Origin of the sequence: Alitabrizicola rongguiensis, from assembly GCF_021491355.1 — a bacterium.
Lineage (GTDB): Bacteria > Pseudomonadota > Alphaproteobacteria > Rhodobacterales > Rhodobacteraceae > Aliitabrizicola > Aliitabrizicola rongguiensis.
Genome location: NZ_JAKENF010000004.1, coordinates 436,882 through 452,799, shown reverse-complemented (window position 1 = coordinate 452,799; position 15,918 = coordinate 436,882). Strand labels below are relative to the sequence as shown.

General features: G+C 62.5%; 12 protein-coding genes and 1 pseudogene. 1 reads left to right on the top strand and 12 read right to left on the bottom strand.

The window, feature by feature from the left end; genetic code table 11:
* Positions 1-224: 224 nt before the first annotated feature.
* The 11 genes and pseudogenes from L0V05_RS20780 to L0V05_RS18265 all read right to left on the bottom strand — a co-directional run bounded on the left by L0V05_RS20780 (position 225) and on the right by L0V05_RS18265 (position 14,297).
* Positions 225-885: pseudogene (locus L0V05_RS20780) on the bottom strand (IS6 family transposase).
* A gap of 89 nt (positions 886-974) precedes the next feature.
* Positions 975-1,526 (bottom strand): DUF2478 domain-containing protein, encoded by a 552-nt coding sequence (locus L0V05_RS18310; protein WP_234872921.1) that lies wholly within the window; start codon positions 1,524-1,526, stop codon positions 975-977.
* Between the two features lie 12 nt (positions 1,527-1,538).
* Positions 1,539-2,816, bottom strand: a complete 1,278-nt coding sequence (locus L0V05_RS18305; protein ID WP_234872920.1) for a molybdopterin molybdotransferase MoeA — start codon at positions 2,814-2,816, stop codon at positions 1,539-1,541.
* The gene (locus tag L0V05_RS18300; RefSeq protein WP_234872919.1) at positions 2,813-3,430 is read right to left on the bottom strand and encodes a carbonic anhydrase; all 618 of its coding nucleotides are present in this window, start codon (positions 3,428-3,430) and stop codon (positions 2,813-2,815) included. The genes L0V05_RS18305 and L0V05_RS18300 overlap by 4 nt, the downstream gene beginning before the upstream one ends.
* Positions 3,420-3,989, bottom strand: a complete 570-nt coding sequence (locus L0V05_RS18295; RefSeq protein WP_234872918.1) for a hemerythrin domain-containing protein — start codon at positions 3,987-3,989, stop codon at positions 3,420-3,422. Before L0V05_RS18295 ends, L0V05_RS18300 begins: the two co-directional genes overlap by 11 nt.
* Positions 3,990-4,009: 20 nt before the next feature.
* Complete coding sequence (locus L0V05_RS18290) at positions 4,010-4,798, bottom strand: peptidylprolyl isomerase (RefSeq protein WP_255683834.1); 789 nt, start codon at positions 4,796-4,798, stop codon at positions 4,010-4,012.
* An 11-nt stretch (positions 4,799-4,809) separates the two neighbouring features.
* Positions 4,810-5,595, bottom strand: coding sequence for a respiratory nitrate reductase subunit gamma (narI, locus tag L0V05_RS18285; protein ID WP_234872917.1), 786 nt, complete (start codon positions 5,593-5,595; stop codon positions 4,810-4,812).
* A 1-nt stretch (position 5,596) separates the two neighbouring features.
* Entirely contained in the window at positions 5,597-6,295 is a 699-nt protein-coding gene (gene narJ / locus L0V05_RS18280) for a nitrate reductase molybdenum cofactor assembly chaperone (RefSeq protein WP_234872916.1), read from the bottom strand.
* Positions 6,295-7,821: a nitrate reductase subunit beta gene (narH, locus tag L0V05_RS18275; protein ID WP_234872915.1), complete on the bottom strand. Its 1,527-nt coding sequence runs from the start codon at positions 7,819-7,821 to the stop codon at positions 6,295-6,297. Before narH ends, narJ begins: the two co-directional genes overlap by 1 nt.
* Positions 7,818-11,564, bottom strand: coding sequence for a nitrate reductase subunit alpha (locus L0V05_RS18270; RefSeq protein WP_234872914.1), 3,747 nt, complete (start codon positions 11,562-11,564; stop codon positions 7,818-7,820). Before L0V05_RS18270 ends, narH begins: the two co-directional genes overlap by 4 nt.
* Positions 11,565-11,579: 15 nt before the next feature.
* A complete protein-coding gene (locus L0V05_RS18265; protein ID WP_234872913.1) occupies positions 11,580-14,297 on the bottom strand; it encodes a nitrate/nitrite transporter in 2,718 nt (905 codons plus the stop codon).
* Between the two features lie 249 nt (positions 14,298-14,546).
* On the opposite strand from L0V05_RS18265, the gene L0V05_RS18260 reads away from it, so the two are divergent.
* Positions 14,547-15,245 carry a cyclic nucleotide-binding domain-containing protein gene (locus L0V05_RS18260; RefSeq protein ID WP_234872912.1) on the top strand — a complete coding sequence of 233 codons (699 nt, stop codon included), beginning with the start codon at positions 14,547-14,549 and terminating at the stop codon, positions 15,243-15,245.
* A gap of 4 nt (positions 15,246-15,249) precedes the next feature.
* On the opposite strand, the gene L0V05_RS18255 is transcribed toward L0V05_RS18260, so the two are convergent.
* Entirely contained in the window at positions 15,250-15,912 is a 663-nt protein-coding gene (locus tag L0V05_RS18255; protein WP_234872911.1) for an NnrU family protein, read from the bottom strand.
* Positions 15,913-15,918 lie beyond the last annotated feature (6 nt).

Sequence of the window (15,918 nt, the reverse complement as noted above, 5' to 3'; positions counted from 1 at the left end):
ATCTCCTCAGGCTTGTGCTTCTTCTGGGGCATTCCTGCATCCTCCAAATGGCTCGAAAGCCATACCTCAGGGAGGACCACTTTTCAGGGGGCAGACCACCCGGAAAATGAGGAGAGCGCCTGATAAGCGGTCAGGAGGCATTCTATGGAAAACCGGAACAGACTGACACCGGGTGTTGGCAGAACAATGTGAATTCGTGTCGGTTTCGCTGACACGGCTATGCATTATGCCGAAAAGATGCCAAGCAACTCGACCAGAGCGGCGGCACGGGCGGCCTCGTATTCATCGGTCAGGAGAGTGCTCGCTTCACGGTGAAGTGGTCGCAGACGACGCGTGGACGGAAGTGAACTTCTGGAGACTTCGCATCTGGAAAAACCATAGCATGGCCGTTTCTCGTCGCCGGAAAGGTAAATGCGAATTCTCCGCACGATTGTTGGCCCGCCGGCCCATCGCGCAGTCATCACTGCGGCCCACGTCCTTTGGAACGGTACCGTAGGACCGCGGCCGATCCGTCACGATCGTCTCGGGCCGCCCATGTCGCTTCATCGATTTCTTCAAGAATTTGAGGGCTGCATCGCCATCGCGCGCCCTAGTGACGTTGCTTTGCAGTATCTCGCCCTCGTGATCAACAGCCCGCCAAAAATAGTGTATCTGACCGTTGATCTTCACGTACGTCCCGTCAAGATGACATCGTCATTGGGGAAGGGTCCACATTCGGTTGACCCGCCAGCGACGGATCCCGGCGGCAAACATCGGGCCTAACCTGTTCCACCAGAACCGCACCGTTTCATGGCAGATTTCGATGTCACGCTCGTGAAGAAGGTCCTCGATATTTCGGAGCGACAGAGAGTAGCGGATGTACATCATCGCGGCCAGGCGGATGATGTCCGGACTGGTTTTGAAGTATCGGAAGGGGAAGGGTTGAGCCTCCCGTCAGGTTGGACGGGAGTCCCACTGACCTCAACCAACTTTCTTCAGACAGTGCCATAACAAGAGTTCGCAAACTCCGATCGTGTGGAAACGCGTGGCGTCGATGCCATGACCCAATCTGCAAGGACTGAGCTTTCACAGGGCAGTCCTGTTGCAAGGCCTTGCGAGAATTCTAGGAAGGCATTCAGATTCAATGCGTTCAGACCGACAAGGACCGGAATTCCGTCGGAAAGCGCATCCGCGACCACCGACCGGAAGCCACGGCCCTCCACCTCGTGCTTGCCGAACTTGTTGACAATCAGCACATCGGCGCCCTGGTGCAGGCTGGCTGCAACCAGGCCGACGGCAGTCTCAAGGGCGGCCGGGTTCAACCGGCAACCGCGCGAACCGCGCCCGAGGTCCTGGCTGATGCGGAGGACCTGCCCGTCTGGCAGGATCTGGACGTCCATGTCGCAAGGCCCCGCATCCGCGCGTTCCGAGTTGATCTGAACGGTGCCGCAGCAGCGCAACCCGCGCGCGGCAAGCAGGCCTGCTAGCTTGAAGAGAATCAGGTCGGTATCGCCACGGCCGGGGGCGATCGTATAGGCAAGGTGCATCCTCGGGTCTCCTCAGTTGCGGAAAAAAGGCAGGAATTCGACGAGAGCGCCTTCCGGCAGGACATCGCAGTCGGCGGGCAACAGGATGAGGCCGTCCGTATCGGATAGCCCGCAGACATGGCCGGAATGGGTTTCGGCATCAAACGTCACGACCTCGCGGCCTTGGCCGTCAAAGCCCGCGCGTGTAGCGGGTCGCAATTCGCAGCGACCGGGCTTCCTGGAAATCGCCGCACCCGTAACGACATGGCGCCGGGCAACTCGCTCCTTGGTGCCGGTCAGTCGGGCGACAATCGCCGTTCCGAAAAGCTGCCAGGTGACGAAGGCTGACAAGGGATTGCCTGGCAAGCCCAGCCACCATGCGCCCCGAATACGACCAAAGGATACCGGTTTGCCCGGCTTGATCGCAACGCCACTGAAATGAATGTCCCCGCCAAGAGCTAACAACGCAGGTTTGATGTGGTCTTCCTCACCGACCGAGATTCCGCCGGTGGTGATGACAAGATCGGCATTGGCCGCCAGTTCTGCAATCTGCAGGAACAACCCGTCGCGACTGTCAATGCCCTGTTCCACAGTGACAATATCGATCTGTGGCTGCGTCAGAATGCCGGTCAGCATGGGAGTGTTTACGTCCCAGACCTGAGCCTCGGCACGCAGAGCACCGGCCGCGCGAATTTCGTTGCCGGTCACCAGAAGCGCCACGCGCAATCGCCTGCGCACCGTTACAAACCCCGCCCCGGCTGCAGCACAGGCGGCAATCGCGCGCGCGTCAAGCCGGCGTCCCTTCTCAAGGACCGTGACACCTGCCGCCATTTCGCTACCGGCTCGGCGGATGTTGAGCCCAGGCATTGGTCGCGTGGCTACCCGGATCGTCTTTCCTGTCCGCTTGACTTCTTCTTGCATCACCACCACGTCCGCGCCTTCGGGGACTTTTGCCCCGGTGAATATTTGCGCGGCCTGCAGGGCAACTAGAGGCATGGCTGAGGACTGCCCCGCCTGAATACGCGCTGCTACGTCCAGTATCCACGGTCCATCACCCCGCAGCGCCGCCGAGGAAAAGGCAAATCCGTCCATTGCAGCGTTGTCGAACGGAGGAGACATGCTACCTGATCTGACAGGGTCGGCAAGCACGCGGCCCAAAGCTTTGCCCAGACAGATGTCTTCCGTTCCGTCGACGATGGTCAGGCTATGACCAATCAGGTCGAGAGCGGCATCGATCGTGATCAGCTTCTTGTTTGCATCGTGCCCCTCACAGCCACAGCCGGTCCGTGTCACGGGCTGCGGGATACTCATAGTGCCGCTCCTTCCTTGAAATGCCCCGGCCCGATGCTGCAGTCGAGGTCGCGCAACAGGCCGTCCTTCAAACCGTAGATCAGCCCGTGCACCCGGACTTTCGCGCCGCGCGTCCAGGCTCGCTGCAGGATAGGCGTCTCGCAGACACGGCGGACGCCTTCGACCACGTTGAACTCGGCCAACCGGTCGCGCTGCGCCTCAAGGTCAGGCTGGCGGCTCAGATCGACCGCGTAGGCGCGGGAAAGGCGCCGGATCGGCTCCAGCCAGTGGTCGGCAAGACCGTGAGGAAGATCCTCGGTTGCTGCCTTGACACCCCCACAACCGTAGTGGCCGCAGACGATGATCTCGCGGACCTTAAGCGCCTCGACCGCGAATTCCAGCGCGGACAGCATGTTCATGTCCGACGAATGGATGATGTTCGCCACGTTGCGATGGACAAAGACCTCGCCTGGATCGAGCCCCGCCACGACGTTGGCCGGAACACGGCTGTCCGAACATCCGATCCAGAAGAATTCCGGGGCTTGCAGGGCCGCGAGACGGGTAAAGTATCCAGGTTCCTGCGCCTGTCTTTTGGCCGACCAGTCGCGGTTGCGGGCAAGGATATCACTCAGCACTTGTAACCCCCTGGCTGGTGAGAAGCCCGCGCCGCGACCGCATGTGATTGGCCAGACGGCGCAGGTCGCCACGTGTCAGCCGGGCGCGGGCGATGGGCAGCAGGATCGCGTTCTCGGCCACCAGATGGCGGCGGACATGAGCGGCGAAACGAGCAAGAACCTCGCGGTCTTCGCTGGAAAGGTCGGCCCCAGCGTCGAGGCAGTTGGCGATGGCCCCACGAACTGAAGGCAGCAGGGACAGGGCCTGATCCTGATCGTGGCGGATGCGGCCCAGGACGGAGGCGATGGAATCTTCATCGGTGCAGCGCCGCGCAAGGGTGGGGAACAGGTCTTCCACCTCATCCCGCAGATGCACGCCAAGCTCTTCGTTCAGAAAGCGCAGGATGGTGACGCCTGCCGGGCGGTCAAAGGTCTCGGCGGCAACGAGGCGGTCTATCTCGGCGCAGATCTGGCGTTCGCGCAGGTGGTCCTCGCTGATAAAGTCCAGCGGCCGGGCCAGAAGGCCCGGATCGGTGGGGCATTGGCCGCTGCCACGTCGCGCTGGTTCTGACCGCTTCATGGGACGCTCCTGACCGTGGATCAGATCGGGGCCAGGCTTGCGCCGGTGATCGTCGCCTTCTGGCCGAGCCTGTTCACGAAATCGCGCGAGGCGCGGGCCCAAGCGGCCTTTTCCAGCGCCTCGGCGATCCTTGGCCGCACCGTCTCGAACGGTATTACCTGCCCTGGGGCGAGTGCATTCAAGCGGATCAGGTGCCAGCCATGCCGCGATAGGACCGGGGCCGGGGTCGTCTGGCCTTCGGACAGGCCGCGCAGAGCGGCCTCGAACTCAGGCACGGTATCGCCGGGGCCGATCTGGCCCAGATGGCCACCTTGCGCCTTTGACCCGCAATCGCTTTCGTGGGCGGCATAGGCGAAGTCCTTGGGCCCCTCTCCGAGTCGGGCCAGAATTGACTGTGCACGCGCCTCGGCAGCGGCCGTCTCAGTCTGATCGCGGGGGTCGCATGCGCACAGGATATGCGAGACATCCCAAAGTGGGGCCGATCGATATCGCCCGGGGTCTCGCGCCCATTCGGCACGGATCGCGTCATCGGTCACCGGATCGGGCAAGACCGCCTCTTCCAGCAGGACGCGGATCAGGGCTTCGTCTTCCGTTTCCCACCGCCCGGGGGCAAGTGCGAGCGGATCAGCGGTCAGCCCGCGCGTCCGGGCCTCTTGCAGCAGCAGCGCACGGATCGCCATCGCCTGCGCGGCCTTGCGCCAGGCGATGCCCGGCTTGTCCTTCGGTGCGCTGTGGTTCTGGGCCTCGGCGGCGATTGCCGCCGAGGGGATGGTTTCGCCGTTCACCACGACATCGGGGAAAAGAGACATGTTTATCGCACTCACTCCGCCGGGGCATGGGCTTTGGGGCCATCAACGCCCTGCCGCCTATCAAAGGCGCGGCGACGTTCCTCCAGCGGGCGGCGGCGGCGCGACCGCACGACCTGGTAGCCGGAGCGGGCCACAAGATAGCGGAAGGGAGCCGCGAAGCCCGACCAGATGTGCACCAGTCGCGTGAAAGGGAACAGCGTGGTGATGATAAGCCCCAGGAAGATGTGCAGCTTGAACAGCCAGTTCACGTCTACCACCGTCATCCAGGCGTTGACGTTCCAGGTGACCACGCTCTGCGACCATTCCATGAAGCGGATCATCTCGGACCCGTCCATGTGCTGGAGGGATTGCGTGATTGTGAGAAGGCCGATGACAAGCTGGAACCAGATCAGGATCAGGATCAGGTTGTCCATTACGGTGGAGGTGGCCTTGATCCTCGGGTCCGTCAGCCTGCGGTGCAGCAGCATCGTGCCGCCGATCAGCGCCGCCAGCCCGGCAGGTCCGCCGATCAGAACAGCCATCCACTGCTTCAGACCATAAGGCACGCCAAGGGCATCCAGCACCCAGATCGGGGTGAACAGCCCGATCAGGTGGCCGAAGAACACCACGATGATCCCCACATGGAACAGGATCGACCCCCAGATCAGCTGCTTGCGCCGCAAAAGCTGGCTGGACGACGATTTCCAGGTGAAGGGATCGCGTTCGTAGCGCGCGATAGAGCCCACCAGAAACACGGTCAGTGCGACATAGGGCATGACCCCGAAGATGACGAAGTTGATGTCAAAGCTCTCGAACATCTCATGCGCTCCTGTGCTGCGGGGCGGGTTGGTCCATCAGGGCCAGCATGTCGCGGACCTGCGGGCAGCCTGCGTTGGGGTCGGGGCCGAAGGTGACTTCGGTTTCCTCCCATACGGCATCGAGCGCCGCGAGGTCGGTCGGGTCATCATCCGGCTGGGCCAGCATATCGGCCACGGCTTCGGCGTCGGCCTGCATGTCGGCGAGCTGGGAAAGAGCGGCGAACGCGGCAGCATACCCGCTCTCGCGCCGCTTGAGGCGACCCGAGAGGGCGTCGAGGATATGCGCCGCGTCCGCCAAGGTTTCCTGCACTTCTGCGAAGGGACGCGTCGACAGGAATTCCAGCAGCACCGGCAGGTGGTCCGGCAATTCCGAGGTGGCGGGTTCGAACCCGCCCTCCCGATAGGTCTCGATCAGGCTGACCATCGCGCCGCCCCGGTCCCGGCTTTCGCCGTGGACGTGCTCGAAGAGATTGAGCGATAGCGTTCGCGACCGGTCGAAGAGCATCACATAGCTCTCCTGCAGATCGTAGAGGTCGGCGTCTGCGAAGCCATCGGTCAACGAGCGCAGCTCAGCCCTTGTATTGGCAGCGATGCGGGAATCGTCGGCAAGGACGGCGCCGATGTCGGGCATTGCCTCCTGAAGTTCCCGCGAGGGATAGCTCAGGATCAACGACAAGGCCTTCAGGGAACGGTCCAGCATCAGAAGGTCTCCTGCGGAAGGGCGAATTTCTTTTTCTTGCCACCGAACAGTGTGGTCTTGCCGCTTTCGCCGCTGGAACAGCCGTTGCCGTCGGTGAAGCCGCAGCCGCCCCGGAGTTCCGCACCATTCTCGGTCTGTTCGCGGTGCGCGGTGGGGATGGCGAAGCGGTCCTCGTAATCGGCGATGGCCATGATCTTGTACATGTCCTCGATCATCCGGCCCGACATGCCGACGCGGGCCGCAATGCCTTCGTCGCGCACGCCGTCCACCGTCAGCGCCCGCATGTAAAGCCGCATCGCCGACATCCGTTCCAGCGCGTGCACGATGGGTTCCTCGTCGCCCGCCGTCAGCATGTTGGCAAGGTACTTCACCGGAATGCGCAAGCTGCGCACGTCGGGCATCTGGTCGCTCATCGCGATCTGACCGGATTGCGCGGCGTTCTGGATCGGCGACAACGGCGGGATGTACCAGACCATCGGCAGGGTGCGGTATTCCGGGTGCAGCGGGAAGGCGACCTTCCAGTCCATCGCCATCTTCCAGACCGGGCTTATCTTGGCGGCCTCGATCCAATCCTCCGGCACGCCATCGCGGCGAGCGGCGGCGATAACCTCGGGATCGTTCGGGTCGAGGAACACGTCCAGCTGCGCGCCGTAAAGGTCGGTCTCGCGCTCGGTGCTCGCGGCCGCCTCGATCTTGTCTGCGTCATAGAGGATGACGCCCAGATAGCGGATGCGGCCCACGCAGGTTTCCGAGCAGACCGTCGGCTGGCCAGATTCAATGCGCGGATAACAGAAGGTGCATTTCTCGGACTTGCCGGTGTCCCAGTTGTAATAGACTTTCTTGTAGGGGCAGCCCGAGATGCACATCCGCCAGCCCCGGCATTTTTCCTGGTCGATCAGGACGATGCCATCCTCTTCCCGCTTGTAGATCGCACCCGATGGGCAAGAGGCGGAGCAGGTCGGGTTGAGGCAGTGCTCGCACAGCCTCGGCAGATACATCATGAAGGTGTTTTCGTATTCGCCGTAGATGTCCTTCTGCACCTTGTCGAAGTTGTAATCCGCCGACCGCTTGGCGAATTCGCCACCCAGGATCTCCTCCCAGTTCGGGCCCTTCTCGATCTTCTCCATCCGCTCGCCGGTGATTTTCGACCGGGGGCGTGCGGTGGGGAAGGCCCGCATTTCGGGGGCGGATTTCAGGTGGTCATAGTCGAAATCGAACGGCTCGTAGTAGTCATCGATTTCCGGCATCGAGGGGTTGGCGAAGATATTCGCCAATATCCGCCATTTGGCCCCCTGCTTTGGCTGCAGCTTGCCCGAGGCGTTGCGGACCCAGCCGCCATTCCACCGCTTCTGGTTCTCCCAGTCGGTGGGATAGCCAGTGCCGGGCTTGGTTTCGACGTTGTTGAACCAAGCGTATTCAACGCCTTCCCGCGTGGTCCAGACGTTCTTGCAGGTGACGGAACAGGTGTGACAGCCGATGCACTTGTCCAGGTTCAGGACTTTGCCGATTTGCGCACGAACTTTCATTCCGCTGCCTCCAGACCTTTGGTTGCGGGACGGTCGAGCCAATCGACCTTCTTCATCTTGCGGACGATCACGAATTCGTCCCGGTTCGAGCCGACGGTCCCGTAGTAGTTGAACCCGTAGGACAGTTGCGCGTAGCCGCCGATCATGTGAGTGGGTTTCAGCGTGGCGCGGGTGACCGAATTGTGGATGCCGCCCCGATTGCCGGTCTTTTCCGACCCGGGCGTGTTCACGATCTTTTCCTGCGCGTGATACATGAACAGCGTGCCCTGCTTGATCCGCTGGGACACCACCACCCGCGCGGTCAGCGCGCCGTTGACGTTGTAGGCCTCGACCCAGTCGTTATCGACAAGGCCCGCCTTCTTCGCATCCACCTCGGACATCCAGACGACAGGCCCGCCGCGGTTCAGCGTCAACATCAGCAGGTTGTCGGTGTAGGTGGAATGGATGCCCCATTTCTGGTGCGGCGTGATGAAATTCAGCACGACATGCGGGTTGCCCTCAGCCGCGTCGTTGTTGACGGCCTTGGTGATGGTCTTCAGGTCCACCGGCGGGCGGTAGCTGACGAAGCCTTCGCCGAAGGCCCGCATCCAGAGGTGATCCTGATAGAGCTGCTGCCGTCCCGTCAGCGTCCGCCACGGGATCAGCTCGTGGACGTTCGTGTAGCCCGCATTGTAGCAAACCGTCTCGGATTCGATCCCCGACCAAGTCGGGGACGAGATGATCTTGCGCGGTTGCGCCGCGATGTCGCGGAAGCGGATCTTGGTGTGATGCGCGCCCTCGGCGAGATGGGTGTGGTGCTGGCCTGTGGGCTTCTCCAGTTCCTCCCAAGCCTTGACCGCGACCTCACCATTCGTCTCCGGCGCAAGCATCAGGATCATTTCAGCCGCGTCGATGGCGGTGTTCAGTTTTGCAAGGCCCTTCGACACGCCCTCGTCCTGCACCACCCCGTTCAGGTCGCGCAAGTGGCCGACCTCGACCTTGGTGTCCCAGTTGATCCCCTTGCCACCGTTGCCGAGCTTTTCCAGCAGTGGGCCGACCGAGGTGAACTTCTTGTAGAGGTTGGGATAGTCCCGCTCGACCGCGATGTAGTTCGGCGCGGTCTTGCCGGGGATCAGGTCACATTCGCCCTTCTTCCAATCCTTCACATGGGCCTGCGCAAGTTCGGCGGCGGTGTCGTGCAGCAGCGGAAGCTGGACGATGTCTGTTTCCACCCCCAGCACTTCGGGCGCCACTTCGCTGAACTTCTTCGCGATGGATTTGAATATTTCCCAGTCCGACTTCGATTCATAGGCCGGGTCCACCGCCGCCTGCAGCGGGTGGATGAACGGGTGCATGTCGGACGTGTTCAGGTCGTCCTTTTCATACCAGGACGCCGTCGGCAGCACGATGTCGGAATAGACGGCCGTCGTCGACATGCGGAAGTCGATGCAGACCAGCAGGTCCAGCTTGCCCTTCGGTGCCTCGTCATGCCAAACGGCCTCTTTCGGCTTGGCATGACCTTCCTCGCCCAGGTCCTTGCCCATGACGCCGTGGTCGGTTCCCAGAAGGTGCTTGAGGAAATACTCATGCCCCTTGCCGGACGAGCCCAGCAGGTTGGACCGCCAGACAAACAGGTTACGCGGCCAGTTTTCCGGCGCATCCGGATCCTCGCAGGACATTTCCAGCTTGCCGGATTTCAGTTCAGCGGCGACGAACTCCTTAATGTCCTTGCCCGCCGCCTTGGCGGCCTTCGACACCTCCAGCGGGTTGGTCTTGAGCTGCGGGGCCGATGGCAGCCAGCCCATCCGTTCCGCCCGGATGTTGTAGTCAATGAGGCTGATGTCCCAGTCGCCCTTTGGGGCTGTGGGCGACAAGATTTCGCCCGCGCGCAGAGTTTCATAGCGCCACTGGTCGGTATGGGCATACCAGGCAGAGGTCGAATTCATGTGCCGCGGCGGGCGGTTCCAGTCGAGCGCGAAGGCCAGCGGCGCCCAGCCGGTCTGAGGACGCAACTTTTCCTGCCCGACGTAATGTGACCAGCCGCCACCTTCTTGACCAATGCAACCACACATCACCAGCATGTTGATGATGCCGCGATAGTTCATGTCCATGTGGTACCAGTGGTTCAGACCGGCCCCGAGGATGACCATGGACTTGCCCCGGGTCTTTTCGGCGTTGCCTGCGAATTCACGGGCCACCGCGATGATCTTTTCCCGTGCGACACCTGTGATCTTCTCCGCCCAGGCGGGGGTGTAGGGTGTGTCGTCGTCAAAGTTTTTCGACACCCAGTCGTCGCCCAGCCCCCGATCCAGCCCGTAGTTGGCGCAGAAAAGGTCAAAGACCGTGGCCACCAGCGCCTCACGCCCATCAGGCAATTTCACTTTCCGTGCGGGGATATTCCGGGTCAGCACCTCGGGCGCGTCGCATTTGACGAAGTCACCCGTCGCCGTGCCGCCGAAATAGGGAAAGTCCACACCGACGATGCTGTCGTGGTGTTCATCAAGGATCTGGCTCAGGCGCAACCGCGTCTCGGCATTGCCAGCCTCCTCGACCAGATTCCATTTGCCTTCCTCACCCCAGCGGAAGCCGATGGAGCCGTTGGGGGCAACGAAGCGGCCCGTCGCCTCATCGAAGGCGACGGTCTTCCAGTCGGGGTTGTTCGCCTCGCCCAGCTTGTCGTCGAAATCCTCGGCCCGCAGCATCCGTCCTGGAACAAGGCGGCCGTCCTGTTCGTCCAGCACCACCAGCATTGGCATGTCGGTGTATTTGCGGGCGTAATCCTCGAAGTACTCGGCCTGCCGGTCGAGGTGGAATTCACGCAGGATCACATGGCCCATGGCCATAGCCAGCGCCGCGTCGGTGCCCGCCTGCGGGTTAAGCCAGATGTCGCCGAACTTGGCGGCTTCGGAATAGTCGGGGCTGACCACGGCGGACTTGGTGCCGCGATAGCGGACCTCGGTGTAGAAATGGGCGTCCGGCGTGCGCGTCTGCGGCACGTTCGACCCCCAAAGCATCAGGAAGCCCGCGTTGTACCAGTCGGCTGATTCCGGCACGTCGGTCTGTTCGCCCCAGGTTTGCGGCGAGGCGGGCGGCAGATCGCAGTACCAGTCGTAGAAAGACATGCAGGTGCCGCCCAGAAGCGAAAGGTAGCGTGACCCCGCCGCATAGCTGACCATGGACATCGCCGGGATGGGCGAGAAGCCGAACACCCGGTCCGGTCCCCAGACCTTGGCGGTATGCGCGTTGGCGGCGGCGACGATCTCGGTCGCCTCGTCCCAGGTGGCGCGTACGAAACCACCCTTGCCGCGGGTCTTGGTGTAGCTGGCGCGCAGGGCGGGATCGCTCTGGATCGCGGCCCAGGCAGCCACGGGCGGCATCGTCGCCCGCAGTTTGCGCCATGCGCGCATCAGGCTGCCCCGGATCAGCGGGTTCTTCACCCTGTTCGCGCTGTAGAGATACCAGCTGTAGGACGCCCCGCGTGCACAGCCGCGCGGTTCATGGTTGGGCAGGCCTGCGCGGGTGCGCGGATAGTCGGTCTGCTGCGTCTCCCAGGTCACGATGCCGGACTTGACGTAGATCTTCCACGAGCAGGACCCGGTGCAGTTCACCCCGTGGGTCGAGCGCACGATCTTGTCGTGCCGCCAACGGTTCCGGTAGGTATCCTCCCAACCCCGATCCTCGCGCGTGGTTTCGCCCCAGCCGTCCGAGAAGGTTTCCAGCGTCTTCTTCTGGAAGAAGTTCAGTCTGTCGAGCAGGTGGCTCATCTTGGCGTCCTTTCGTTATTCGGCAGGGTGGGAGGCTGCAAATGCGCGACCACGCTCGATGTCATGAAGAAGTCCGCCGGGCCGGGTGTAGACGACCCAGGTCAGGACCAGGCAGATCACGTAGAAGGCCAGGAACAGCCACAGCGCGCCGACGGGTGAGCCGGTCATCGCGATGGAAGAGCCATAGGCCTTGGGGATGAAGAATCCGCCATAGGCGCCGATGGCGCTGGTGAAGGCGACGATGCCGCTCGACTCCATCGCGATCTGGCGGGCGCGGTCAGCACCGGCCAACTGCGGCATAAGGCGCGGCACTTCCTTGCCCATGATGACCGGGATCATCTGGAAGGTGGACGCATTGCCGACCCCCGTGAAGAAGAACAGCGCGATGAAGCCTGCGAAGAACCCAGGGAAACTGCCGGCCTGCAGCGAGAAGATCACGGCCAGAACCGACACGATCATTCCGGCAAAGACCCAGAAGGTGACGCGGCCGCCGCCGAACCGATCCGCAACCCAGCCCGTGCCGGCACGGCTCAGCGCGCCGACCAACGGCCCGAGGAAGACGTATTGCAGCGCGTTCACATCGGGGAAGGCGATCTTCGACAGAAGCGGGAAACCCGCCGAATAGCCGATGAAGCTGCCGAAGGTGCCGATGTAAAGGACGCACATCAGCCAGTTGTGCGTGCGGCCGAAGATCACCGATTGCTGGGCAAAACTTGCCTTGGCATCGGCGATGTCGTTCATCCCCACCCAGGCCGCGATGGTCGAGGCCAGGATGAACGGCACCCAGATGAAGCCTGCGTTCTGAAGCCAGAGCGTGCCGCCATCCTTCAGCGCCACGCCCTCGCCACCCATTGCCCCGAAGACTCCGGCGGTGATGACCAGCGGCACCAGGAACTGCATGACACTGACGCCCAGGTTGCCGAGGCCCGCATTCAAGGCCAGCGCATTGCCCTTTTCCGCCCTAGGGAAGAAGTAGCCGATGTTGGCCATGGAGGAGGCGAAGTTGGCCCCGCCAAGCCCGCAAAGAAGCGCCAGAACCAGGAAGATGAAGTAGGGGGTTTCCGGATTCTGCACGGCATAGCCGATGCCGATGGCGGGCAGCATCAACGAGGCGGTGGAAATCGTCGTCCAGAGCCGCCCGCCAAAGATCGGCACCATGAAGCCGTAGAAGATGCGCAGCGTTGCCCCCGACAGCGCAGGCAGTGCGGCCAGCCAGAACAGCTGCTCGGGCGTGAAGGCAAATCCGATCAGCGGAAGCTTCGCCACCACCATCGACCAGACCATCCAGACCGAGAAGGCCAGAAGCAGCGCCGGGATCGACAGCCATAGGTTGCGGCGTGCGATGGCACGGCCCTTGTCGGCCCAGAAAGCCGCATCCTCGGGCCGCCAATCCTCGAGCACACGCGGCATGGCGGTGCGCTCGGGGTGGTGGATCGGCTGCATCTCGGGCAGCTGCGGCAGGCGGTCCAGCGCCTCACCATGCGCGGCGCGTTCCATCGCGCGGATCGACAGATGCATCCAAGTCAGCGCGATCCCGACCAGCACGAACAGAAGCGCAAAGCAGGACGTGTAAATGCCGGTGAGATCCAGCAGAGCGCCAAATGCGATAGGCAGGACGAACCCACCAAGCCCGCCGATCATGCCGACCAGACCACCGACGGCGCCCACGTTGTTGGGGTAGTAGACGGGGATATGCTTAAACACCGCCGCCTTGCCAAGGCTCATGAAGAAGCCAAGCGCGAAGAGCGTGGCGATGAAGGGCCACAGCCCCATGCTGGTGGAGAAGGCGATGACGCCATCCTTGCCCTGGATGACATAGTCGGTCGGCGGGTAGGACAGCATGAACAGGAACAGCATCGAAAAGCCGAAGGTCCAGTACATGACCGACCGCGCGCCGAACTTGTCGGAAAGGTGTCCGCCATAGGCCCGGAATAGGCTGGCCGACAGGCTGAACGAGGCGGCCGCCATGCCTGCAGTGCGCACATCGACGCCGTAGACGTCGATCAGGTAGTGCGGCAACCAAAGCGCCAGCGCGACGAAGGCGCCGAAGACGAAGAAGTAGTAGAGCGAGAAGCGCCAAACCTGCAGGTTCTTCAGGGGCGCGAACTGCTGGGCGAAACTCGGGGGCTTTGCCCCGGTCCGGCGACGTTCAACGAGCGAGGGATCGTCCTTGGCGAAAACAAAGAAGATCACCGCCATCAGCGCCAGGCCCGCGGCCCAGACATTCGCTACCCCTTGCCAGCCAAATCCCACCATCACGAAGGGCGCGACGAACTTGGTCACCGCCGCCCCGATATTGCCCGCGCCAAAGATCCCAAGCGCAGTGCCCTGATGGCCTGCATCATACCAGCGGCTGACATAGGCCACGCCGATGATGAACGACCCACCCGCCAGACCGACTCCCAATGCGGCCAACAGATACATCGGATAGCTGTCGGCAAAGGTCAGCGCCCAGGTCGCCAGGGCCGCCAGCAGCATTTGCGTGGAGAACACCAAACGTCCGCCATACTTCTCGGTCCAGACCCCAAGGAAGATGCGGGTCAGCGAACCGGTCAGGATCGGGGTAGCGACCAAGAGGCCGAACTGCGTATCGTTGAGCCCCAGCTCGCCCTTGATGGCGACGCCGATGATCGAAAAGATCGTCCAGACGGCGAAACAGGCGGTGAAGGCGATCGTGCTCAGCGTCAGGGCGCGGGTCTGGTCGGCGCGCGAGGCTGTCGTTGCGGTCTGCATGGCGGGATCTCCGGCAAGAGGGAGGCAGTTTCCCCAGTGGGATTGATGCCAGTCCTGAGATCCACGCAGGCCAAAGAGGTTGATCTAGATCATCTGTTGCGGATTTCTTATTGAAATAAATGGGGTATCAAGATTTGTCAGGCTCTCGCGCTGGGTGCATCAAGGCAAGCCCGGCGGTGATCAATTGAAGTCTTGACAATTATCAACAGGGGAAATGCACTCTGGTAAAGCACCTTGAAGGACAACAGGATGCCCGATTCATCATTCAAGGAGATTCGCGACCTCACGCTGTTTTCACAGATGGCGGACGAGAATTTCTCGGCCTTGATGCGCGGCGCCTATGTCCAGAACTTCCCGGCGCAGATCGAGCTTATCACCGAGGGCGACCCGAGCGACTTCCTGCATGTTGTGCTGTCCGGTTCGGTTGACCTCGTCTCGGCCTGGAATGGCCGTGAGACCAGCCTTGCGACTGTTCGGCCCATCTCGACCTTCATCCTGGCGGCCACGATCAAGGATGCACCTTACCTGATGTCTGCCCGCACATTGGAGAAAAGCCGGATCGCCCTGATCCCAAGTCAGGACGTGCGCGCCGTCTTCGACATAGACGGTAACTTTGCCCGCGCCGTAGTGACGGAACTGGCGCAGTGCTACCGCTCGGTCATCAAGGCGCAGAAGGATCTAAAGCTGCGGACGTCGCTGGAGCGGCTCGCGAACTATCTGCTCCGCCAGCAGCGGCGGACCGGAGGGGCGGCTTCGTTCGTGCTTGACTATGAAAAGCGCCGCCTCGCTTCGGTGCTAGGGATGACTGCCGAAAACCTGAGCCGCGCCTTCAAGGGGTTGCAACCCTATGGTCTGGAGGTTGACGGAACGCGCATCACCATCACCAACCAGGCCGAGTTCGAGCGGTTTGCCAGGCCGAACCCGCTGATCGACGACGGGTCCACCTGAGGCATCAGACCAGAGGGTCCACCCCGATCACCAGGGGGTGCAGCCAGATCAGCCCCGCATAGAGCAGCAGCCCGGCAAGCAGGCGCAGAAGGGTGTGGCCAGTCAGGGATGGCATTGCGGGGCTTTCCGAAATGGCCGCGCGCAGGTCGTGCCAGCGCTGCCCCATCTCTCGCTGTCGCCGCCGGTCGACTAGGCGGCCGCCAAGCATCGCGAAACCGGCGAAAGTGCCGAACAGGATAACATGCGTCAAATCCCCGTTCGGCAGGATATGCGCCGCTGACCATATCCCGAGCGCCAGAAGCAGGGGATGCCGCGTCAGGCGGATGATGCCGGGGCTCGCCGGGTCGAACCGGTCATTCTGCGCGCCGCCGAAGGAAAAGGGGTTCGGTCGGGCCATCGCCGCAGTCAGCACCAAGCAGACGGGGAGCATTACGGTCAGCACGACATGGTTCTGCCACGGTGCCCAGTCCCAAAGCGGCACATAGGGTGCCCGACTCGCTGCCGCGATCAACCAAACCAGCACGGCCAGTGAGAGAGCCGAATAGGCGATGCCAAAGCCAGCATACCCCAGCCGTGCCACCGCCCAGGGCCGCAGCGGAGGGCGGATCGGAATGGAGTGGGTCAGGAAGAAGGCCGCGAAGGCAAAGGCGAATTCGTTCCAGCCCATGCCCGG